This is a genomic window from Escherichia sp. HH41S, assembly GCF_009820115.1.
Taxonomy (GTDB): domain Bacteria; phylum Pseudomonadota; class Gammaproteobacteria; order Enterobacterales; family Enterobacteriaceae; genus Escherichia; species Escherichia coli_F.
Map to the genome: position 1 here is coordinate 54,753 of NZ_VNXE01000020.1, position 21,877 is coordinate 76,629.

The 21,877-nt window shown below is 52.5% G+C and carries 25 protein-coding genes; 14 read left to right on the plus strand and 11 right to left on the minus strand.

Annotation, left to right across the window (positions count from 1 at the left end; genetic code table 11):
* Positions 1-4 precede the first annotated feature (4 nt).
* Complete coding sequence (locus tag FQZ95_RS05415) at positions 5-877, plus strand: aldose 1-epimerase (protein ID WP_160529960.1); 873 nt, start codon at positions 5-7, stop codon at positions 875-877.
* Positions 878-924: 47 nt separating this feature from the next.
* Here FQZ95_RS05415 and FQZ95_RS05420 read toward each other — a convergent pair whose 3' ends face one another.
* The 6 genes from FQZ95_RS05420 to hcaE form a co-directional block, all read right to left on the minus strand.
* Positions 925-1,347, minus strand: coding sequence for a DoxX family protein (locus tag FQZ95_RS05420; protein WP_001094726.1), 423 nt, complete (start codon positions 1,345-1,347; stop codon positions 925-927).
* A 96-nt stretch (positions 1,348-1,443) separates the two neighbouring features.
* Positions 1,444-2,646, minus strand: a complete 1,203-nt coding sequence (gene hcaD / locus FQZ95_RS05425) for a phenylpropionate dioxygenase ferredoxin reductase subunit (protein ID WP_160529961.1) — start codon at positions 2,644-2,646, stop codon at positions 1,444-1,446.
* Positions 2,647-2,655: 9 nt separating this feature from the next.
* A complete protein-coding gene (gene hcaB, locus FQZ95_RS05430) occupies positions 2,656-3,468 on the minus strand; it encodes a 3-phenylpropionate-dihydrodiol/cinnamic acid-dihydrodiol dehydrogenase (protein ID WP_160529962.1) in 813 nt (270 codons plus the stop codon).
* On the minus strand, positions 3,465-3,785 hold the full coding sequence (locus tag FQZ95_RS05435; RefSeq protein ID WP_001080102.1) for a bifunctional 3-phenylpropionate/cinnamic acid dioxygenase ferredoxin subunit: 321 nt from the start codon (positions 3,783-3,785) through the stop codon (positions 3,465-3,467). Before FQZ95_RS05435 ends, hcaB begins: the two co-directional genes overlap by 4 nt.
* Positions 3,785-4,303: a 3-phenylpropionate/cinnamic acid dioxygenase subunit beta gene (gene hcaF, locus FQZ95_RS05440; protein WP_160529963.1), complete on the minus strand. Its 519-nt coding sequence runs from the start codon at positions 4,301-4,303 to the stop codon at positions 3,785-3,787. The genes FQZ95_RS05435 and hcaF overlap by 1 nt, the downstream gene beginning before the upstream one ends.
* A complete protein-coding gene (gene hcaE / locus FQZ95_RS05445) occupies positions 4,300-5,661 on the minus strand; it encodes a 3-phenylpropionate/cinnamic acid dioxygenase subunit alpha (RefSeq protein WP_000211172.1) in 1,362 nt (453 codons plus the stop codon). The genes hcaF and hcaE overlap by 4 nt, the downstream gene beginning before the upstream one ends.
* 135 nt (positions 5,662-5,796) lie before the next feature.
* Between hcaE and hcaR the strand changes: the two genes are divergently transcribed.
* Together hcaR and FQZ95_RS05455 are read left to right on the plus strand one after the other, a co-directional pair.
* Positions 5,797-6,687, plus strand: coding sequence for a DNA-binding transcriptional regulator HcaR (gene hcaR / locus FQZ95_RS05450; protein WP_160529964.1), 891 nt, complete (start codon positions 5,797-5,799; stop codon positions 6,685-6,687).
* Between the two features lie 160 nt (positions 6,688-6,847).
* Positions 6,848-7,987 carry a 3-phenylpropionate MFS transporter gene (locus FQZ95_RS05455; protein ID WP_032184893.1) on the plus strand — a complete coding sequence of 380 codons (1,140 nt, stop codon included), beginning with the start codon at positions 6,848-6,850 and terminating at the stop codon, positions 7,985-7,987.
* Here FQZ95_RS05455 and csiE read toward each other — a convergent pair.
* The 3 genes from csiE to suhB form a co-directional block, all read right to left on the minus strand.
* Positions 7,979-9,259, minus strand: coding sequence for a stationary phase inducible protein CsiE (gene csiE, locus FQZ95_RS05460; protein ID WP_032184892.1), 1,281 nt, complete (start codon positions 9,257-9,259; stop codon positions 7,979-7,981). The genes FQZ95_RS05455 and csiE overlap by 9 nt on opposite strands.
* A 190-nt stretch (positions 9,260-9,449) precedes the next feature.
* Positions 9,450-10,304, minus strand: a complete 855-nt coding sequence (locus FQZ95_RS05465) for an alpha/beta hydrolase (RefSeq protein ID WP_024212144.1) — start codon at positions 10,302-10,304, stop codon at positions 9,450-9,452.
* A gap of 144 nt (positions 10,305-10,448) precedes the next feature.
* Complete coding sequence (gene suhB, locus FQZ95_RS05470; RefSeq protein ID WP_000553451.1) at positions 10,449-11,252, minus strand: inositol-1-monophosphatase; 804 nt, start codon at positions 11,250-11,252, stop codon at positions 10,449-10,451.
* Positions 11,253-11,370: 118 nt separating this feature from the next.
* On the opposite strand from suhB, the gene trmJ reads away from it, so the two are divergent.
* The 11 genes from trmJ (at position 11,371) to sseB (ending at position 20,485) form a co-directional block, all read left to right on the plus strand.
* The gene (gene trmJ, locus FQZ95_RS05475; protein WP_160529965.1) at positions 11,371-12,111 is read left to right on the plus strand and encodes a tRNA (cytosine(32)/uridine(32)-2'-O)-methyltransferase TrmJ; all 741 of its coding nucleotides are present in this window, start codon (positions 11,371-11,373) and stop codon (positions 12,109-12,111) included.
* Positions 12,112-12,380: 269 nt separating this feature from the next.
* Complete coding sequence (gene iscR / locus FQZ95_RS05480) at positions 12,381-12,869, plus strand: Fe-S cluster assembly transcriptional regulator IscR (protein WP_001241357.1); 489 nt, start codon at positions 12,381-12,383, stop codon at positions 12,867-12,869.
* A gap of 240 nt (positions 12,870-13,109) precedes the next feature.
* Positions 13,110-14,324: a cysteine desulfurase gene (gene iscS / locus FQZ95_RS05485; RefSeq protein ID WP_001295373.1), complete on the plus strand. Its 1,215-nt coding sequence runs from the start codon at positions 13,110-13,112 to the stop codon at positions 14,322-14,324.
* Positions 14,325-14,351: 27 nt separating this feature from the next.
* Positions 14,352-14,738: a Fe-S cluster assembly scaffold IscU gene (gene iscU, locus FQZ95_RS05490; protein WP_000331707.1), complete on the plus strand. Its 387-nt coding sequence runs from the start codon at positions 14,352-14,354 to the stop codon at positions 14,736-14,738.
* A 16-nt stretch (positions 14,739-14,754) separates the two neighbouring features.
* Entirely contained in the window at positions 14,755-15,078 is a 324-nt protein-coding gene (gene iscA, locus FQZ95_RS05495) for an iron-sulfur cluster assembly protein IscA (RefSeq protein ID WP_000028953.1), read from the plus strand.
* Positions 15,079-15,173: 95 nt separating this feature from the next.
* On the plus strand, positions 15,174-15,689 hold the full coding sequence (gene hscB / locus FQZ95_RS05500; protein WP_000384413.1) for a co-chaperone HscB: 516 nt from the start codon (positions 15,174-15,176) through the stop codon (positions 15,687-15,689).
* A gap of 16 nt (positions 15,690-15,705) precedes the next feature.
* Positions 15,706-17,556 carry a Fe-S protein assembly chaperone HscA gene (gene hscA / locus FQZ95_RS05505; RefSeq protein WP_160529966.1) on the plus strand — a complete coding sequence of 617 codons (1,851 nt, stop codon included), beginning with the start codon at positions 15,706-15,708 and terminating at the stop codon, positions 17,554-17,556.
* A 1-nt stretch (position 17,557) separates the two neighbouring features.
* A complete protein-coding gene (gene fdx, locus FQZ95_RS05510; RefSeq protein WP_001124471.1) occupies positions 17,558-17,893 on the plus strand; it encodes an ISC system 2Fe-2S type ferredoxin in 336 nt (111 codons plus the stop codon).
* An 11-nt stretch (positions 17,894-17,904) separates the two neighbouring features.
* The gene (gene iscX, locus FQZ95_RS05515) at positions 17,905-18,105 is read left to right on the plus strand and encodes a Fe-S cluster assembly protein IscX (RefSeq protein WP_000523616.1); all 201 of its coding nucleotides are present in this window, start codon (positions 17,905-17,907) and stop codon (positions 18,103-18,105) included.
* Positions 18,106-18,282: 177 nt separating this feature from the next.
* A complete protein-coding gene (gene pepB, locus FQZ95_RS05520; RefSeq protein ID WP_160529967.1) occupies positions 18,283-19,566 on the plus strand; it encodes an aminopeptidase PepB in 1,284 nt (427 codons plus the stop codon).
* A 142-nt stretch (positions 19,567-19,708) separates the two neighbouring features.
* The gene (gene sseB / locus FQZ95_RS05525; RefSeq protein WP_160529968.1) at positions 19,709-20,485 is read left to right on the plus strand and encodes an enhanced serine sensitivity protein SseB; all 777 of its coding nucleotides are present in this window, start codon (positions 19,709-19,711) and stop codon (positions 20,483-20,485) included.
* A 31-nt stretch (positions 20,486-20,516) separates the two neighbouring features.
* Here sseB and timP read toward each other — a convergent pair whose 3' ends face one another.
* Both timP and sseA read right to left on the minus strand, forming a co-directional pair.
* Positions 20,517-20,642: a small toxic inner membrane protein TimP gene (gene timP / locus FQZ95_RS26680; RefSeq protein WP_265743939.1), complete on the minus strand. Its 126-nt coding sequence runs from the start codon at positions 20,640-20,642 to the stop codon at positions 20,517-20,519.
* A 342-nt stretch (positions 20,643-20,984) separates the two neighbouring features.
* A complete protein-coding gene (gene sseA, locus FQZ95_RS05530) occupies positions 20,985-21,830 on the minus strand; it encodes a 3-mercaptopyruvate sulfurtransferase (protein WP_160523792.1) in 846 nt (281 codons plus the stop codon).
* Positions 21,831-21,877 lie beyond the last annotated feature (47 nt).

Below are 21,877 nucleotides of genomic sequence, written 5' to 3' on the forward strand. Positions count from 1 at the left end.
GCGGATGACCATCTATACCTTATCTCACGGGCCGCTAAAGCTGGACGTTTCTGACCGGGGCGGCGTCATCGAAGGCTTCTGGCGTGACGCGACGCCGCTCTTACGTCCCGGTAAAAAAAGCGGTGTGGCAACCGATGCCTCTTGTTTTCCGCTGGTGCCGTTTGCAAACCGGGTGAGCGGCAATCGTTTTGTCTGGCAGGGGCGTGAGTATCAACTGCAACCGAATGTTGAGTGGGATGCGCACTATCTGCACGGCGACGGCTGGCTGGGGCAGTGGCAATGTGTCTCGCGCAGCGATGATAGCTTGTGTCTGGTGTATGAACATCGCAGCGGTGTTTATCACTATCGGGTAAGTCAGGCGTTTCATTTAACGGCAGATACGCTGACGGTGACGCTCTCTGTCACCAATCAAGGGGCAGAGACGCTGCCATTTGGTACCGGCTGGCATCCTTATTTCCCGTTGTCACCACAAACGCGGATTCAGGCGCAGGCGAGCGGTTACTGGCTGGAGCGGGAGCAGTGGCTGGCGGGTGAGTTTTGCGAGCAGCTACCGCAGGAGCTGGATTTCAACCAGCTCGCGCCGTTGCCGCACCAGTGGGTAAACAATGGCTTTGCCGGACGGAATGGTCAGGCCCGCATCGAGCAGCCGCAGGAGGGTTATGCCATCATCATGGAAACGACGCCACCTGCACCATGTTATTTCATCTTTGTTTCCGACCCGGCGTTTGATAAAGGATATGCGTTTGATTTCTTCTGTCTGGAACCGATGAGCCATGCGCCGGATGACCATCATCGCCCGGAAGGAGGTGACCTCATTGCGCTTGCGCCGGGGGAATCAACAACGTCAGAGATGTCGTTGCGGGTTGCGTTACTGTAATTTATAAAATGCCGGATAAGGCGTTCACGCCGCATCCGGCATCTTTCCTAACGCCGATCGAGAGAAATTGCCCCCGGCCCGGTAATTGCCAACAGCAGGAATGCGCCAGCGATACTGACATTCTTCCAGAAATTAATCATATTTGGCCCAACCGCATCGCCGGTCATATCCCAGTAATGGTGACCAATCACCGCCGTACCCAGCGTGTAGAAAATAAACAGCACCGCCAGCGGACGGGTGAAAAAGCCAAGCACGATTAAAATCGCGGCGGGTACTTCCATAACTACCGCAATAATCGCTGCCAGCATCGGCATCGGCGCGCCCAGCGAGGCCATATATTGGACCGTACCGTCAAAGCCCATCATTTTGGGAAAACCAAAAATAATGAAAATTAAGACCACGGCGATACGGGCAATTAATAACAAAACGGGGCGGGCAGCACCAAAATCAAAATAACGTAGTGTGTTCATAACCAATCCCTTTGCAAGATAATGTGATTTAAACGTAATACACACTCTGGTACCTCGCCACGCCCCAGGCGTTGAGATATTCGCTAATTATCCTGGTTACAGTGATTTAAGCGCGATGTCCTCATCTATCAGCAGTTTCGCATCAAACGTTTTGCCGCTCTGGATCCATTTGCGGATTGGGCGAATCTCACGGCCCTGATTCAGCGTGACTGCACCGATAAGCACGCCGTTTTGCAGATTAAACCAAATCGCCTTCTGAGTTTCCGGGTTGCCACGACAAATCCAGTCATCGCCATGCATATCGCCAATAAACTGTAAGTTATCACTGTACTGATCGCTCCAGAACCACGGCGGCGGCAGTCGCGGAAGCGGTAGCCCCAACATTGCGGCAGCGGCAATTTGCGCCTGGTTATTGGCGTTTTCCCAGCTTTCGCAGCGGTGTAGTGCACCATTATCAAGACGGGTGATTGCCACATCGCCACCGGCAAAGATCGCGGGATCGCAGGTGCGGCAAGCTTCATCAATGACAATACCATTGGCAGTATCAAGGTTGGCCTCGCGAGCCAGTTGGTCGTTGGCGCTGATACCAATACCGTAAATCACCACATCGGCCTGAAGCGTTTCGCCACTTTGCAGCGTCAGTTCTACTTTTTCACCATCGACCACATGTTCAATGGCATTATTGAGCAGAATGCGCACACCAGCCTGCTGATGGCGCTGTAAAAGATAGTGTTGCACGGGTGGTGGTGCATTACGGCCCATGACGGTTGCCGCCAGTTCAATCACTGTCACCTTACATCCACGCTGCGTGGCGCTGGCAGCCAGTTCCAGACCAATAGTTCCGGCACCGACAATCACGACTGACCGTTCGGGCTGCAGAACTTCTCGCAGTCTGGCGGCATCGCCGGCATGGCGCAGGGTAAAGCAGCGTTCTCCCAGTGCGTCAAGCAATGGCAGCGGTCGGGCTGCCGCGCCAGTAGCAATAAACAGCTGATCCCAGTGCCAGCTTTCGCCGTTGGCTAACGCAAGTTCTCGTGTGTCGCGGCCCAGCGTTTTGATGGTTACGCCAGAATGCAGATGAACATTGTTTTCCTGCCACCAGTTAGCGGGTAACACCGACTGCAACTGTGGGGAATCCTCCAGCAACATGGCTTTCGAGAGCGGTGGACGTTCATATGGAAGATGCTGCTCATCTGAAAACAAATGCAGCTCACCGGTGAACCCTTGCTGGCGTAGCGAAGCCGCAGCCATGGCCGCCGCTTGCCCGCCACCGACAATAATGATCGTTTTTTCTTTCATCGTACTTCCTTAAAGATCCAGCCCTGCCGCTACGTGGCGAATTCCGCGAATAGCTAATCCCGCATCAGCGTTGATCATCACCCCGCTTAATGCGCGATTATTGCGCCGCGATGCCAACATCACATACGGACCCGTAAAATCCGCCAGTTGCGGGAAAAATTGCAGCGGTAATATGGCGGCAATTTTCTCCGGCGTCAGAGACTGCATTATCGAGGTTTCACTTTGCCCGAGCGCCTGTGGGCCGCGTAGATCGCTGGCCATACCGCATGGCCCAACGCCATTCACCCGTACTTTCGGTGCCAGTTCATAGGCCAGTTGGCGAATAAGTCCGGTTGCGGCATGTTTACTGGCGGTGTACAGCGGGCCACCGCCGCCGGGATACCAGGCGGCATTTGACAGTGTGAAAATCATGCTGCCTTCACTGGCGATTAACGCCGGAGCGCAGGCTTTTGCGCCGAGCAGGTAACCGAGTACGTTGACGTTAAACAGCTCGTGGAAGCCGGTTTCGAGCGTCTCTGCGGGAGTATTAACCAGTGAGGCATTGTGATCCCAGATGCCCGCATTGCCGATAAAACAATCCAGCTTGCCAGAACGAGTCAGGATCTGATCGACCGCGCGTTGATAATCGGCATAGCAGGTCACGTTACCTTCCACCGCCAGAATATGTTCGCCAAATCGCTGACGCAGATTGGCGACTTTTGCCGCCGACAGTTCCAGCGTGGCAACCTGCGCGCCTTCTTCGATAAATCGCTCGACCAGTGCCAGTCCTAATCCCGATCCGCCACCAGTAATAAAGATGGACTCGTTATGCAGATCGCTCATGGCTGCGCCTCCGGTAAGTCGATGAAGATATCACCACCTTCAACATGTACTGGATAAGTGGTTAGCGGATCGGTGGCGGGCAGGCATAACGCTTTCCCCGTTTTCAGGCAAAAGCTGGCGGCGTGCAGTGGGCACTCTACCGTAGCATCATCTTCCAGATACCCTTCTGACATCGACGCATTACCATGACTGCAACGATCGTTAATGGCATAAAACTCGCCGCCAACGTTGAACAGGGCGATGACGGGCGAGGTATCGATCCGGAGAGCCTCACCCTCCGGCACATCCGCAACGGGACACGCATAAATTCGATTCATCAGAACAGTACACTCAGGTTATGGGACGTGATCACCGCTTGATCCAGGACGATATCCCGTTCCAGCAAGCGCCAGTTGCCATCTTCCAGACGACGAACTTTGTCAAAACGAGTCCCGACATAGAACGTTTCATCGCGCTCTTTTTGTGCCCGATAAAGCAGATAATTTACCCGAACAGCAAACACGTCTGGGGTGTCGGTTTCGCTTACCTGGCAGTTGCTGATTAAGTGACGGGTGCGCGACGGCGGCTCTTCCGCCCAGGCCATGCCCGTTTCCAGACGCGCGATTCGCCGCTCCAGCTGGTCTTTGGTGTCATTAAAAATCCAGGTTGTCGGTGGCTGAACGCCTTTGCGGCGGTCACGCGTTTGCGCGTTAACCGTGGTGCGCATGGTGTAACGAATCTCTTCGTCGAGCTGCGCCAGCCAGTCACGAAATTTCCAGTCATCCAGCAGACTGGCTTCGTGATAGAGAAACTGGCTAATGCGGTGATGTAACTCCAGTGAAACCTGCGCACTCATTTCATCACCTCCTGCTGGTATGCGGCGGTTTTATCGAGCACTTCCTGCCAGCTTTCGCTGCTCAGGAGATCGGCCCAGCGTTGATACATTCCACGGGCGGCCGTTTCTGAGAAGATATAGTTTGTAATGCCTGGAATGCCGTCGTCGCGACGTTTTTCCTGACCAAGCCCCATTTCCAGACACAGTTTGCTGTTGCGGGCGCGGTGACCTTTCAGCAATTTCTGGATTTCACACCAGTTCTCCGAGTCATCCTGCTCAAGAAAACCAGCAGGACCAAAAGCGCGGGTGGCGCTGTTTTCAAAAGCGGCTTTAACTTCATCGGAGGCGGCTTTGTCAGTAATACAGAACGCCCACACTTCAACTTGATCAGGGCCGCGCGGATGCCAGACGCGGAGTGTGGCAGTGCCGTTGAGCCAGGAAAGCGTGGGGAAAATATTGTTATGACCCGCCAGGCGCAGGGCGCGAACTTCACCTAAACGTTGTTCTGCTTCGGCATAGGTTTCGCGGTAATAGCTGGAAACCGCGCCATCGACCCAGACATTAGCATCCGGTTTTTCAGTAAAGAAGAAACCGCTACCGTGACCGTCCTGACCAAATTGCAGCGCATCTTTGGCGGTTTCCCACACCGGGCGGGCGGTTTGTCCATCACCGAGACGCTTATCGCTGCCATCATCTTTCGCCCCTAATACCTGAACGGCAGAAGCATGGCTGAACAGAGCATGATACTGGTCACTGGCGAACTGCTCTGCCGGGAATTTCCAGTTGCAGTTGATCACCCACTTTTGTACGCCGCCGACAATTTCGGTGCCGCCTTCGCGACGATCCAGCATGCCATCCAGATACCAGGCAATGTCACCCAGGTAATCACGCAGGCCCGGCGCGGAGGTATCCCAGTTGCCAAAAATCAGCCCCTTATAACTCTCCACACAGGGAACTTCGTTTAACCCCCAGTGGGATTTACACAGCCCTTGTGGGTAGGCGCGAGGTTCCAGCGGTACATCAATCAACTCGCCGTTAATACCATAAGACCAGCCATGATACGGGCAGGTAAAGGCGCGAGTGTTGCCGCAATCGGCATAACTCACACGCATGGCTCGATGGCGGCATTGGTTGAGAAACGCCTTGATGCTGCCGTCTTTTTGGCGCACCACGACAACCGCATCTTCTCCCATGTAGGTGTTAAAAAAATCACCGGGTTTAGGGATCTGGCTTTCATGAGCGAGAAACAGCCAGCAACGACCGAAAATGCGCTCAAGCTCCAGTTGGTAAATATCCGGGTCGGTATAAATACGCGGAGTAACCCGACCGTTTTGGGTGTCAATCAGTTGGTAAATGTTCAAATCTGAGGGTGTGGTCATATTTTTTAATCCTGAAAGATAAGATGTATTGACCTTCTATTTTTGTGCCATAAGGATGTTGCTGGTTGGTTGCTGATATGTGAAATAGTTAATTTCTACCAACTGAGACGTTTTTTCGATAACAAGGGGAAGGTGATGGAACTACGGCATTTACGCTATTTCGTCGCAGTGGCGCAGGCACTGAACTTTACCCGTGCGGCGGAAAAACTGCATACCTCACAGCCTTCGTTAAGCAGCCAGATCCGCGATCTTGAAAACTGTGTCGGTGTTCCGTTACTGGTGAGGGATAAGCGCAAAGTCGCATTGACGGCGGCGGGAGAATGTTTTCTCCAGGACGCGCTGGCAATCCTCGAACAAGCGGAAAATGCCAAATTACGGGCGCGGAAAATTGTTCAGGAAGATAAGCATTTAATCATCGGTTTTGTGCCATCGGCGGAAGTGAATTTACTGCCAAAAGTATTGCCCATGTTCCGACTGAAACAGCCAGAAACCTTGATCGAGTTGGTGAGTTTAATTACCACGGAACAGGAAGAAAAAATTCGCCGTGGTGAACTGGATGTCGGCTTAATGCGCCATCCTGTCTATAGCCCGGAGATTGATTATCTGGAACTTTTTGACGAACCATTAGTGGTGGTGTTGCCGGTTGATCATCCTTTAGCACAAGAAAAAGAGATCACCGCCGCGCAGCTGGATGGCGTGAATTTCGTCAGTACCGATCCGGCGTATTCCGGTTCGCTTGCGCCGATCGTTAAGGAGTGGTTTGCGCAAGAAAACAGCCAGCCGAATATCGTCCAGGTGGCAACCAATATTCTGGTAACGATGAATTTGGTGGGGATGGGGCTTGGCGTAACTTTGATACCCGGTTATATGAATAATTTTAATACCGGGCAGGTGGTATTTCGGCCAATTGCCGGAAATGTGCCTTCCATTGCCCTACTAATGGCGTGGAAGAAAGGCGAAATGAAACCGGCATTACGCGATTTCATCGCCATTGTGCAGGAACGTTTGGCAAGCGTAACGGCATAAATACGCAATAATTTTGCAAGGTGCGTTGTGGGGCGCAGCTTTTTTAGTGCTTGCGAACAGGCGTTACAGACATCGGGAAGCAGGCTCGAATATTCTTATTTTTCAACTTGCACCAACATTCGATTAACCCCAGACTAACGCCTCCTGACGGGAGGGACTCATGGTTTTGCAATCCACGCGCTGGTTGGCGCTCGGTTATTTCACATACTTTTTTAGTTACGGCATTTTTCTACCTTTCTGGAGCGTCTGGCTTAAGGGGATTGGCTTAACGCCAGAAACTATCGGCCTGTTATTGGGGGCTGGTCTGGTTGCCCGTTTTCTCGGGAGTTTGCTCATCGCGCCCCGCGTTAGCGATCCTTCCCGCCTGATTTCCGCCTTGCGCGTACTGGCACTGTTGACACTTCTCTTTGCTGTCGCCTTCTGGGCGGGGGCGCATGTAGCGTGGTTGATGGTGGTGATGATTGGCTTTAACCTCTTTTTCTCACCGCTGGTACCGTTGACCGATGCACTGGCGAATACATGGCAAAAACAGTTCCCGCTTGATTACGGCAAAGTGCGACTGTGGGGCTCGGTGGCGTTTGTCATTGGCTCGGCGCTGACAGGCAAACTGGTCAGTATGTTGGATTATCGGGTGATCCTCGCGCTGTTGACGTTGGGCGTGGCGTCCATGCTGCTCGGATTTCTCATTCGTCCAACGATTCAGCCACAAGGGGCTAGCCGTCAGCAGGAGAGCACGGGAGGGCCAGCCTGGCTGACACTGGTCCGCCAGAACTGGCGCTTTCTGGCCTGCGTTTGTTTATTACAGGGAGCGCATGCAGCCTATTACGGTTTTAGCGCTATTTACTGGCAGGCAGCTGGGTATTCTGCTTCAGCGGTGGGCTATTTGTGGTCGCTGGGCGTGGTGGCAGAAGTCATTATTTTTGCGCTGAGTAATAAACTTTTCCGCCGTTGTAGTGCACGCGATATGCTGCTGATCTCGGCGATTAGCGGCGTAATGCGCTGGGGAATTATGGGAGCAACGACGGCGTTGCCGTGGTTGATAGTAGTGCAAATTCTGCATTGCGGCACCTTCACGGTCTGCCACCTGGCGGCCATGCGTTATATTGCCGCCCGCCAGGGTAGCGAAGTCATTCGTTTGCAGGCGGTTTACTCTGCCGTTGCAATGGGCGGTAGTATCGCCATCATGACCGTCTTCGCCGGTTTCCTGTATCAATATCTGGGCCACGGCGTGTTCTGGGTGATGGCGCTGGTGGCGCTTCCGGCAATGTTCTTGCGCCCGAAAGTTGTTCCCTCATGCTGATTCGAGCATTTTGCGGATCTGCTCCTGTTGGTGTGTTGTCAGCGTCAGATCTGTGTAGATCAGCGGTGGTGAAAAGAGCGGTAACGGCGTGGTGTAAGGCGCAATAATCAGTGCCGCGCCGCGTGGAGCACCTCTCTGCAAAAATGCTTTTACCGACATATGCTTAATGTTGAGCGGCAGTAACGTTAGTTCACGTAACTGCTGCTCAATCTGCGCTTCACGCTCGCTATCATTCCCGGTCAGTAGAATAATCTGTTTTTCATGCAGGTCGTTTTCCTGCATTAGCCAGGCACCGAAAATCACCGCGACCAGACCGCTTTCCTCATCAGAAAGATGGACGCTGTATTCACTTTCGAATCCGGTCAGCGCCGCGCGGGTGGTGCGCACCAGGCGTGGGTACAGTCTGGAGAACTCTTCTGGCAGGGTGTTATCAATACCGATGGCAAACAAACTGCGATTTAACGCCTGGGCGAGGTGAGTATAAAGCTGATCGCATAACCCCTGTTCATCATAAAAACGAACATTTCCCAGCTCACGAAAATGGTTTACCAGACGTTTGATAGACTGACGCAATTGTCTATCCCGCTGATGCGCATCCCGAATTGGATCGGGAACTCGCAACATGGAAAAAAGTAATGCCATAAATAGTGGCTCATCAGGCGGTACAGGCTGGAGCGCCCGACGCTGCCAGTGGCGTCCAATTTCCTGCGCTACCTGAAATTCCAGGCAGGATTCTGCCCAGCGACGTTGGAGCGGATTAAACTGAGGCGTAATGCCAGCGTGGTGTTGCAGCAAGCAATATTGCAGATACAGACACAGGAAATGAATATCGCGCGATTCAAAGCGTTTTTGTAGCCGTCGAGAGCAGAGATTCACTAACGCTTGTAGATTGGTATCGTCGTAAAAGTTACGCGAAATTCCGCGCCGCTTTAGTTCACTCTTCAGAGCAGGTGTGAATTGGCTGGTAATAAATGACGGACACAGACGGAAACCACGTCGTAGCCAATGAAATAAACACAAACGTTGGTTAAGCACTGTGCCTTCAACCCGATAGCTACCGTCATAACCAGTAGTCAGTGTGAGTTGATGATAGCGCAGGATCTCCCGTCCTGTTTCGCTGATATCAAGACTGGCAATATCATCATCCACACCATTAAGCTTGCTGAAGGTTGCCGTGGTGGCGGTCAACCCCGGCTGAAAGAGTGTCAGCAAGATCTGGCAGCGGCGCTGGGGAGCCGAAAGGACAGATGGTGAAGCAAGCGTAGGCATCATCTGTAGATCTCCCATAAGCATAATTGATAAGAATAGCTAAAGTTTGCTCAGGGAAATGGCGAAGGGAATGCTAATCATCAGAAATGTTGGCAAGCGTCACAGAATTTTTCTCATCTTAAACTGTTCTGACCAGTGGATTAGCTCGTCTAAAGGTGGATTTGTGAATGATTATCGCGCTAGCGATCATGGGTTAGTTGTGCGGATTCAACGTGCTAAGGATAAAATCCACTATTTGTTCGCGATAAACATCACCGTGACGATCGGAAAAAGCATCAATGTGTTCGCCGTCAGGGATTAAGATTAAACGTTTTGGCTCTTTTGCCAGATCATACAACTTTTGGCTGTGCTGCCATGGGATAACGTGATCGGCCTTACCGTGAATGAGTAAAACTGGGATCGGGCTGACGCTGGCGATGTAATTTTCGCCGCTGTAACTCTCATCAAGTAAGTAGCCACTGCCGGGGATCATCTGGTTGGCGATGGTTGCATAAGAGGCAAATGTGGAGTCGAGGATCACTGCACGTATGCCCTCACGATCACCCTGACCAACAACATCAAGAATATTCGCCCCGCCAATACTCTGCCCGAACAGTACCAGTCGTTGTGGGTTTACATCACTGCGATGGCGCACCACATTGATGGCACTTAGCGTATCGTCCAGCAATCCGGCCTGAGACGGTGTGCCTTTTGATTTACCAAACCCGCGATAATCAAACATAAAAACGTTGAAATTACGCTCGGGTAACCAACTGACCAGCGGCCAGTGGGCGGACATATTTCCGGCATTGCCGTGAGCATGAATGATGGTTGCGATGGCGTTGTCAGCGGGGCCTGTCGAAGAAGGGATAAACCAGCCTTGCAGACGAGTACCGTCCTTAGCTGTAAATTCGACGGATTCCGCCGACCAGGGGTCGGGACCGTAAATTTTGTCGTCGGGATAATAGAAGAAGTTGATGGCAACGCGCGGCACTAAATAAACGCAGAAGGCAACAACAAAGAGAATAAACAGAATTTTGAGAACGCGTGTGTTCACTGGCAGTGCCATAACCTTTCCTTGCGACTTCTTTATCATCCATTAATCGGGGAAAGATGGTGGGAGAGTGACGAAAGAAAGTAAAGCAGAGCGGAAGCATTTCGGAATAGCGCCTGAAAGGCGAGGGCGGGTGAGAGAAATCACCCGCCAGAGAAATTAACGCTTCAGGGCGTCGCTTAACTCGTCACGCATGTTCGCCAGCATGGCTTTAACAACGCGCGGGTTACCGGCAACGATGTTACCGGTCAGCATGTAGTTATGACCACCGGTGAAGTCGCTGACGATACCGCCCGCTTCACGAACCAGCAGCTCACCTGCGGCGAAATCCCACGGACGCAGACCGATTTCAAAGAAACCGTCAACACGACCTGCGGCAACGTAAGCCAGATCCAGCGCCGCAGAACCAGTACGACGGAAGTCTGCACATTCGTTGAACAGTTTGCCGACGATGTTGATGTAAGTGGTAGCGTACTGTTTTGCTTTGAACGGGAAGCCGGTCGCCAGAATAGTACCGTCGAGATCGCGAGCTGTGCTGCCGCGCAGACGGTAGCCGTTCAGCTGTGCGCCCTGACCGCGAGTCGCGGTGAACAGTTCGTTACGCATAGGATCATAAACCACAGCAACTTCAGTGCGGCCTTTGATACGAACGGCAATAGATACCGCGAAGTGCGGCAGGCGTTTGATAAAGTTGGTAGTGCCATCCAGTGGATCGATAACCCATTGAACATCCTGATCGGTACCTTCAAGTTCACCGCTTTCTTCGGTGATGATGGTGTGCTGTGGGTAAGATTTACGAATCGTGTCGATAATCACCGCTTCGGCAGCTTTATCTACGTTGGTCACGAAATCGTTACTGCCTTTCTGGCTCGCTTCTACAGCGTCCGGGGTTTCATAGTTTTTGGCAATTAAATTACCCGCCTTGCGCGCTGCGCGCACGGCGATGTTCAGCATCGGATGCATCGGTCTCTCTCACTGGATGTTAAAGAACGGGAAAACGGCGCAGAGTATAGCAGCGAGATCGGCATCTGTCTTCGTTTTATGATAAGATGCGTGAATAATCTTTAGATGAAGAAAGACAATGCTGCAAAATATTCGAATTGTGCTGGTGGAGACGTCACACACCGGTAATATGGGTTCTGTTGCCCGTGCCATGAAAACAATGGGCTTAACCAATCTCTGGCTGGTTAATCCACTAGTGAAACCTGACTCCCAGGCGATTGCTCTGGCAGCAGGGGCCAGCGATGTGATTGGTAATGCTCACATTGTCGATACACTCGACGAAGCGTTAGCCGATTGTAGCCTGGTGGTTGGCACCAGTGCACGCTCGCGCACGCTGCCGTGGCCGATGCTCGACCCGCGCGAATGCGGTTTGAAAAGCGTCGCTGAAGCGGCAAATACGCCGGTGGCACTGGTTTTTGGTCGTGAGCGTGTCGGCTTGACCAATGAAGAGTTGCAAAAGTGCCATTATCATGTCGCCATTGCCGCTAACCCGGAATACAGTTCGCTTAACCTGGCGATGGCTGTTCAGGTTATTGCCTATGAAGTGCGCATGGCCTGGCTGGCGACTCAGGAGAACAGCGAGCAGGTTGAACATGACGAGACGCCGTATCCGCTGGTCGATGATCTGGAACGTTTTTACGGTCATCTTGAACAAACGCTGCTGGCAACCGGCTTTATCCGTGAAAACCATCCGGGGCAGGTGATGAATAAGCTGCGTCGTCTGTTTACCCGTGCGCGCCCGGAAAGCCAGGAGTTGAATATCCTGCGCGGGATTCTGGCTTCTATTGAGCAGCAGAATAAAGGTAACAAGGCCGAATAACCGAGGTTGCCTGATACGGCGCTTAACGCGTCTTGTCAGGCCTACATTGTACTGAACCCCTGGTCGGATAAAGTGTTTACGCCGCACCCGACAACAGGTACAAACGCCACGATAAAAAAATGGCACTGAAGGTTAAATACCCGACTAAATCAGTCAAGTAAATAGTTGACCAATTTACTCGGGAATGTCAGACTTGACCCTGCTATGCAATACCCCCACTTTTACAATAAAAAACCCCGGGCAGGGGCGAGTTTGAGGTGAAGTAAGACATGAGACTGACATCTAAAGGGCGCTATGCCGTGACCGCAATGCTTGACGTTGCGCTCAACTCTGAAGCGGGCCCGGTACCGTTGGCTGATATTTCCGAACGTCAGGGAATTTCCCTTTCTTATCTGGAACAACTGTTTTCCCGTCTGCGTAAAAATGGTCTGGTTTCCAGCGTACGCGGACCAGGCGGTGGTTATCTGTTAGGCAAAGATGCCAGCAGCATCGCCGTTGGCGAAGTGATTAGCGCCGTTGATGAATCTGTAGATGCCACCCGTTGTCAGGGTAAAGGCGGCTGCCAGGGGGGCGATAAATGCCTGACCCACGCGCTTTGGCGTGATTTGAGCGACCGTCTCACCGGTTTTCTCAACAACATTACTTTAGGCGAACTGGTTAATAACCAGGAAGTGCTGGATGTATCTGGTCGTCAGCATACTCACGACGCGCCACGCACCCGCACACAAGACGCGATCGACGTTAAGTTACGCGCTTAATTTAACCGTCCTGTTTCGTGTTGCATCTGCGTTGACTGCACATACTCACTCCGGTCACTTACTTATGTAAGCTCCCGGAGATTCGTAAGTTTGTCAACTTGCTGAAACCCGAAACAGTTAGGTTAAAGATAACAAGATATTAGAATCAGGCCGGGGCGTCTCGCGCTCCGTAAACACGGTCGTACATCCAGCCGGTAGCCTGGTTCCTTGCATTGAGTGATGTACGGAGTTTATAGAGCAATGAAATTACCGATTTATCTCGACTACTCCGCAACCACGCCGGTGGACCCGCGTGTTGCCGAGAAAATGATGCAGTTTATGACGATGGACGGAACTTTTGGTAACCCGGCCTCCCGTTCTCACCGTTTCGGCTGGCAGGCTGAAGAAGCGGTAGATATCGCTCGTAATCAGATTGCCGATCTGGTTGGCGCTGATCCGCGAGAAATCGTCTTTACCTCTGGTGCTACCGAATCTGACAACCTGGCGATCAAAGGTGCTGCTAACTTTTATCAGAAAAAAGGCAAGCACATCATCACCAGCAAAACCGAACACAAAGCGGTACTGGATACCTGCCGTCAGCTGGAGCGCGAAGGTTTTGAAGTCACTTACCTGGCACCGCAGCGTAACGGTATTATCGACCTGAAAGAACTCGAAGCAGCGATGCGTGATGACACCATCCTTGTTTCCATCATGCACGTAAATAACGAAATCGGCGTGGTGCAGGATATCGCGGCTATCGGTGAAATGTGCCGTGCTCGTGGCATTATCTATCACGTTGATGCAACCCAGAGCGTGGGCAAACTGCCTATCGACCTGAGCCAGTTGAAAGTTGACCTGATGTCTTTCTCCGGTCACAAAATCTACGGCCCGAAAGGTATCGGTGCGCTGTATGTGCGTCGTAAACCGCGCGTACGTATCGAAGCACAAATGCACGGCGGCGGTCACGAGCGCGGTATGCGTTCCGGTACTCTGCCTGTTCACCAGATCGTCGGGATGGGCGAAGCCTATCGCATCGCAAAAGAAGAGATGGCGACCGAGATGGAACGCCTGCGCGGCCTGCGTAACCGTCTGTGGAACGGCATCAAAGATATCGAAGAAGTTTACCTGAACGGTGACCTGGAACACGGTGCGCCGAACATTCTCAACGTCAGCTTTAACTACGTTGAAGGTGAGTCGCTGATTATGGCGCTGAAAGACCTTGCGGTTTCTTCCGGTTCTGCCTGTACGTCAGCAAGCCTCGAACCGTCCTACGTGCTGCGCGCGCTGGGGCTGAACGACGAGCTGGCACATAGCTCTATCCGTTTCTCTTTAGGTCGTTTTACTACTGAAGAAGAGATCGACTACACCATCGAGTTAGTTCGTAAATCCATCGGTCGTCTGCGTGACCTTTCTCCGCTGTGGGAAATGTACAAGCAGGGCGTGGATCTGAACAGCATCGAATGGGCACATCATTAATCGGTATCGGAATCAGGAGAATTTATAATGGCTTACAGCGAAAAAGTTATCGATCATTACGAGAATCCGCGTAACGTGGGTTCCTTCGACAACAACGACGAGAACGTGGGCAGTGGCATGGTGGGTGCACCGGCCTGTGGCGACGTGATGAAGTTGCAGATTAAAGTCAACGATGAAGGTATCATTGAAGACGCGCGTTTTAAAACTTACGGCTGCGGTTCCGCTATCGCTTCCAGCTCCCTGGTCACCGAATGGGTGAAAGGGAAGTCTCTCGACGAAGCACAGGCGATCAAAAACACCGATATTGCTGAAGAACTTGAACTGCCGCCGGTGAAAATTCACTGTTCTATTCTGGCAGAAGACGCGATCAAAGCCGCCATTGCGGACTATAAAAGCAAACGTGAAGCAAAATAAGAGTTGAGGTTTGGTTATGTCGATTACACTGAGCGACAGTGCAGCAGCGCGAGTAAATACCTTTCTGGCTAACCGCGGCAAAGGGTTTGGCCTGCGTCTGGGTGTGAGAACCTCCGGATGTTCAGGTATGGCTTATGTACTGGAATTTGTTGACGAACCGACGCCGGAAGACATCGTGTTTGAAGACAAAGGCGTGAAAGTCGTGGTCGATGGCAAAAGCCTGCAATTTCTGGACGGTACGCAACTGGATTTCGTAAAAGAAGGCCTGAACGAAGGGTTTAAATTTACCAACCCGAACGTCAAAGATGAGTGTGGTTGCGGCGAAAGCTTCCACGTTTGATGCGCATACCGATAACCCCACCGTGGTCAGCTGCGCGTGGGGTTTGTTTTACCTGATTCGTCGTTATTGCGGCGGATCGCAGCCCTGAGAATGTTATGGATTACTTCACCCTCTTTGGCTTGCCTGCCCGTTATCAACTCGATACCCAGGCACTGAGCCTGCGTTTTCAGGATCTACAACGTCAGTATCATCCTGATAAATTCGCCAGCGGAAGCCAGGCGGAACAACTCGCCGCCGTACAGCAATCTGCAACCATTAACCAGGCCTGGCAAACGCTGCGTCATCCGTTAATGCGCGCGGAATATTTACTTTCTTTGCACGGTTTTGATCTCGCCAGCGAGCAGCATACTGTGCGCGACACCGCGTTCCTGATGGAACAGCTGGAGCTTCGCGAAGAACTGGACGAGATCGAACAGGCGAAAGATGAAGCACGGCTGGAAAGCTTTATCAAACGTGTGAAAAAGATGTTTGATACCCGCCATCAGTTGATGGTTGAACAGTTAGACAACGAGACGTGGGACGCGGCGGCGGATACCGTGCGTAAGCTGCGTTTTCTCGATAAACTGCGAAGCAGTGCCGAACAACTCGAAGAAAAACTGCTCGATTTTTAATTTCTGGAAGCTAAACATGGCCTTATTACAAATTAGTGAACCTGGTTTGAGTGCTGCGCCGCATCAGCGTCGTCTGGCGGCCGGTATTGACCTGGGCACAACCAACTCGCTGGTGGCGACAGTACGCAGCGGTCAGGCCGAAACGTTAGCCGACCATGAAGGCCGTCACCTGCTGCCCTCTGTTGTTCACTATCAACAGCAGGGGCATTCGGTGGGTTATGACGCGCGCACTAACGCAGCGCTTGACACCGCCAACACCATTAGTTCTGTTAAACGCCTGATGGGGCGCTCGCTGGCTGATATCCAGCAACGCTACCCGCATTTGCCTTATCAATTCCAGGCCAGCGAAAACGGCTTGCCGATGATTGAAACAGCAGCGGGATTGCTGAATCCGGTGCGCGTTTCTGCGGACATCCTCAAAGCACTGGCGGCGCGGGCAACTGAAGCCCTGGCAGGCGACTTGGATGGTGTCGTTATCACCGTTCCGGCGTACTTTGACGATGCCCAGCGTCAGGGCACCAAAGACGCGGCGCGTTTGGCTGGGCTGCATGTTCTGCGCTTGCTTAACGAACCGACCGCTGCGGCTATCGCCTACGGACTGGACTCCGGTCAGGAAGGCGTGATCGCTGTTTATGACCTCGGTGGCGGGACGTTTGATATTTCCATTCTTCGCTTAAGTCGCGGCGTGTTCGAAGTGCTGGCGACCGGCGGTGATTCCGCGCTCGGCGGCGATGACTTTGACCATCTGTTAGCAGATTACATTCGCGAACAGGCGGGCATTCCTGACCGTAGCGATAACCGCGTTCAGCGTGAACTGCTGGATGCCGCCATTGCGGCCAAAATCGCGCTGAGCGATGCGGACTCTGTGACCGTGAATGTTGCGGGCTGGCAGGGTGAAATCAGCCGTGAACAATTCAATGAACTGATCGCGCCATTGGTAAAACGAACCTTACTGGCTTGTCGTCGTGCGCTGAAAGACGCGGGCGTTGAGGCTGACGACGTACTGGAAGTGGTGATGGTTGGTGGTTCTACCCGCGTGCCGCTGGTGCGTGAACGGGTGGGTGAATTTTTCGGTCGTCCACCGCTGACTTCCATCGACCCGGATAAAGTCGTCGCTATTGGCGCGGCGATTCAGGCGGATATTCTGGTGGGTAATAAGCCGGACAGCGAAATGCTGTTGCTTGATGTGATCCCGCTGTCGCTGGGCCTGGAAACCATGGGCGGCCTGGTGGAGAAAGTGATCCCGCGTAACACCACAATTCCGGTGGCGCGCGCCCAGGATTTCACCACCTTTAAAGATGGTCAGACGGCGATGTCTATCCATGTAATGCAGGGTGAGCGTGAGCTGGTGCAGGACTGCCGCTCGCTGGCGCGTTTTGCGCTGCGTGGTATTCCGGCGCTACCGGCTGGCGGCGCGCATATTCGCGTAACGTTTCAGGTCGATGCTGATGGTCTTTTGAGCGTGACGGCGATGGAGAAATCCACCGGCGTTGAGGCGTGTATTCAGGTTAAACCGTCTTATGGTCTGACCGACAGTGAAATCGCTTCGATGATCAAAGACTCAATGAGCTATGCCGAGCAGGACGTAAAAGCCCGTATGCTGGCTGAACAAAAAGTAGAAGCAGCGCGTGTACTGGAAAGTTTGCACGGCGCGCTGGCTGCTGATGCCGCGCTGTTAAGCGCCGCAGAACGTCAGGTCATTGACGATGCTGCCGCTCACCTGAGTGAAGTGGCGCAGGGCGATGATGTTGACGCCATCGAACAAGCGATTAAAAACGTAGACAAACAAACCCAGGATTTCGCCGCTCGCCGCATGGACCAGTCGGTTCGTCGTGCGCTGAAGGGCCATTCCGTGGACGAGGTTTAATATGCCAAAGATTGTTATTTTACCTCATCAGGATCTCTGTCCTGATGGCGCTGTTCTGGAAGCGAATAGCGGTGAAACCATTCTCGACGTTGCGCTGCGTAACGGCATCGAGATTGAACACGCCTGTGAAAAATCCTGTGCTTGCACCACCTGCCACTGCATCGTTCGTGAAGGTTTTGATTCGCTGCCGGAAAGCTCAGAGCAGGAAGACGACATGCTGGACAAAGCCTGGGGGCTGGAGCCGGAAAGCCGTTTAAGCTGCCAGGCGCGCGTTACCGACGAAGATTTAGTGGTCGAAATTCCGCGTTACACTATCAACCATGCGCGTGAGCATTAACAGAGGTTAGTATGGGACTTAAGTGGACCGATAGCCGCGAAATTGGCGAAGCACTGTACGATGCATATCCCGATCTTGATCCGAAAACGGTTCGATTCACTGATATGCATCAGTGGATTTGCGATCTGGAAGATTTCGACGACGACCCGCAGGCGTCCAACGAGAAAATCCTCGAAGCGATTTTATTAGTCTGGCTGGACGAAGCCGAGTGATTTCCGCGTCATGCTTCACGCCGCAGATGCGTTGGCTGCGCTCGTTCACCCCAGTCACATAGTTATCTATGTTCCTGAGGCTTCACTCACTTGCCGCCTTCCTGCAACGCGAATCATTTAGCGGAAAAATCCTGGGGCTGCCAACTGGTGGCCCTTTTACAAATAAGGATAACTAAAATGACAGAAGCGATGAAGATTACCCTCTCGACCCAACCTGCCGACGCGCGCTGGGGAGAAAAAGCAACTTACAGCATTAATAATGACGGCATTACCCTGCATTTGAACGGGGCAGACGATCTGGGGCTGATCCAGCGTGCGGCGCGCAAGATTGATGGTCTGGGCATCAAGCATGTTCAGTTAAGCGGTGAAGGCTGGGATGCGGATCGTTGCTGGGCATTCTGGCAAGGTTACAAAGCCCCGAAAGGCACGCGTAAAGTGGAGTGGCCGGATCTGGACGATGCCCAGCGTCAGGAACTGGATAACCGCCTGATGATCATCGACTGGGTGCGTGACACCATCAACGCACCAGCAGAAGAACTGGGGCCATCGCAACTGGCACAGCGTGCTGTTGATCTGATCAGCAACGTCGCAGGCGATCGTGTGACTTACCGGATCACCAAAGGTGAAGATCTGCGCGATCAAGGTTATATGGGGCTGCACACTGTCGGGCGTGGTTCAGAACGTTCCCCGGTATTGCTGGCGCTGGATTACAACCCAACTGGCGATAAAGAAGCGCCGGTGTACGCGTGCCTGGTAGGTAAAGGCATCACCTTTGATTCCGGCGGCTACAGCATCAAACAGACCGCGTTTATGGACTCAATGAAGTCTGACATGGGCGGTGCGGCAACGGTTACCGGGGCGCTGGCATTTGCCATTACGCGCGGTCTGAACAAGCGTGTGAAGCTGTTCCTCTGCTGTGCGGATAACCTGATTAGCGGCAACGCGTTCAAACTGGGCGATATCATTACCTATCGCAACGGTAAAAAAGTCGAAGTCATGAACACCGATGCGGAAGGGCGTCTGGTTCTGGCAGATGGCCTGATTGACGCCAGTGCGCAGAAACCGGAACTGATTATCGATGCCGCCACACTCACCGGTGCGGCGAAAACCGCGCTGGGTAATGATTATCACGCGCTGTTCAGTTTTGACGATGCGTTGGCCGGTCGCCTACTGGAGAGTGCTTCACAAGAGAACGAACCGTTCTGGCGTCTGCCGCTGGCTGAATTCCACCGCAGCCAGCTGCCGTCTAACTTTGCCGAACTGAACAACACGGGCAGTGCTGCTTATCCGGCAGGTGCAAGTACGGCGGCGGGCTTCCTGTCGCACTTTGTTGAGAACTATCAGCAAGGCTGGCTGCATATCGACTGCTCGGCGACTTACCGTAAAGCGCCGGTTGAACAGTGGTCAGCGGGCGCTACGGGACTTGGTGTGCGCACGATTGCTAATCTGTTAACGGCGTAAACTAATATGCCGGATGCGGCGTAAATGCCTTATCCGGCCTACAAAGTATTGCAAATTCAATATATTGCGGTTCCCTTGTAGGCCTGATAAGCGTAGCGCATCAGGCACTTACGCCCCGAACATTGAATGAATTGTGGTTCTTATGTCCGAAACAAAAAACGAACTTGAAGACCTGCTGGAAAAAGCAGCAACCGAACCGGCGCACCGCCCGGCCTTTTTCCGTACTCTACTGGAATCCACTGTCTGGGTACCAGGTACGGCGGCGCAGGGCGAGGCAGTGGCTGAAGATAGCGCGCTTGATTTACAGCACTGGGAAAAAGAAGACGGTACCAGCGTCATTCCTTTTTTCACCTCGTTAGAAGCACTGCAACAGGCGGTTGAAGACGAACAGGCGTTTGTCGTAATGCCCGTTCGCACACTGTTTGAGATAACCCTTGGCGAAACGCTCTTCCTTAATGCCAAATTGCCAACCGGTAAAGAGTTTATGCCGCGTGAAATCAGTTTGTTGATTGGTGAAGAAGGAAATCCGCTGAGTAGTCAGGAAGTACTGGAAGGCGGTGAATCGCTGATATTATCGGAAGTCGCAGAGCCGCCAGCGCAAATGATTGATTCACTCACCACCTTATTTAAAACCATTAAGCCGGTGAAGCGTGCTTTTATTTGTTCAATTAAAGAGAACGAAGAGGCACAGCCTAATTTACTTATTGGCATTGAAGCCGATGGCGATATCGAAGAAATTATTCAGGCGGCGGGAAGTGTAGCGACCGATACATTACCTGGTGATGAACCAATAGATATTTGCCAGGTGAAAAAAGGGGAAAAAGGAATTAGCCACTTTATTACCGAACATATTGCGCCATTCTATGAACGTCGCTGGGGTGGTTTTTTGCGTGACTTTAAACAGAATCGGATAATCTAAAATATGCCGCCCCAAAGGGCGGCATTCGGGCTTACTTGCTGCTCTGAAAGTTGTTAACCACCAGTAAATTGTCGCCGGAGAGACTCCGGTTATTATTTACCTCGGTTAACAGCGCACCAGAAACAATAAGTACGATACAGAAGTACCGTATCTTCATTGTGCGGTCCATGCGAAGACCGCATCACGACAGCACCACTGGCGATATTGCCGCGATAGCAAGCGCTGTGGGGTGCCTGCATTTACGGTCATGGAACATCCTTTCCTAAAGCCAGCGCCCGTTTGCGAGACGGCGAAAAGGGCCGTCACGAATAATACTCTCATATTTGAATAATTACTCTATTTATTATCTTGACTTAGCCAGGCATAAAAGAGAGTATTTCAACACTGTGGGGTGCCTGCGTTGCTCCGGCAACACAAGTCAACCTGCTGGAAAGGCCGCGAACCAGACCAGCAATAAAAAACCGCCAAATTCGGCGGTTTTTTATTGCCTGTAAAAAGCTTATTTCTCTGGCTCAACCGGTAAATCGGCCCGTGCGCCCCATTCACTCCATGCGCCGTCGTATAGTTTCACGTTTGGCACATCCAGCGTCGCGAGTGCTAACAAAACCACGGCTGCCGTTACACCAGAACCGCAACTGACGATAATTGGTTTGTCGTAGCTGACACCGCGACCAAAAAATATCGCATCCAGTTCATCGGTCGTTTTCAGTTCGCCTTCACGTACCAGTTCTGTCCACGGAACGTTCAACGCGCCGGGAATGTGCCCGCGACGTAAACCTGGGCGAGGTTCATCAACTTCTGCATTAAAACGTGCAGCCGGGCGGGCATCAATAATTTGCGCCGTATTTTCATGGCTTGCCAATAACACATCGGTTACTTTCACCACAGCCTCAGGATTAAACGCAGCGTTAAACTCACCTTCTGGCAGCGCTACTGCGCCTTCTTCTAATAACAGATCATCACGCTGCCAACCTGCAAGTCCACCACCCAGAATCGACACTTTCTCTACACCAAAGGTGCGCAGCATCCACCATGCGCGTGGGGCTGAGAAAAGATTACCTTCGTCATAGACAATCAGGTGCTTATCCTGGTTAACGCCTAACTCACGCATTGCAACGGCGAATGTTTCCGGGCGCGGCAGCATGTGCGGAAGCGGGGAATTGTGATCAGAAAGCGCTTCGATATCGAAAAACACTGCGCCGGGAATATGTCCATTCAGATACTCCTGGGCAACGTTACGATCTTCCTGTCCAGGCGGTGCCATGCGGGCATCGATAATCTGAATTTCCGGGTCATCAATATGTTCGGCGAGCCAGTCGGCTCCTACAAACCATGTCGTGGACATAGGCATCTCCATTTTTGCCGGGTTAGGCTAAATTGTCGGATGTTTAG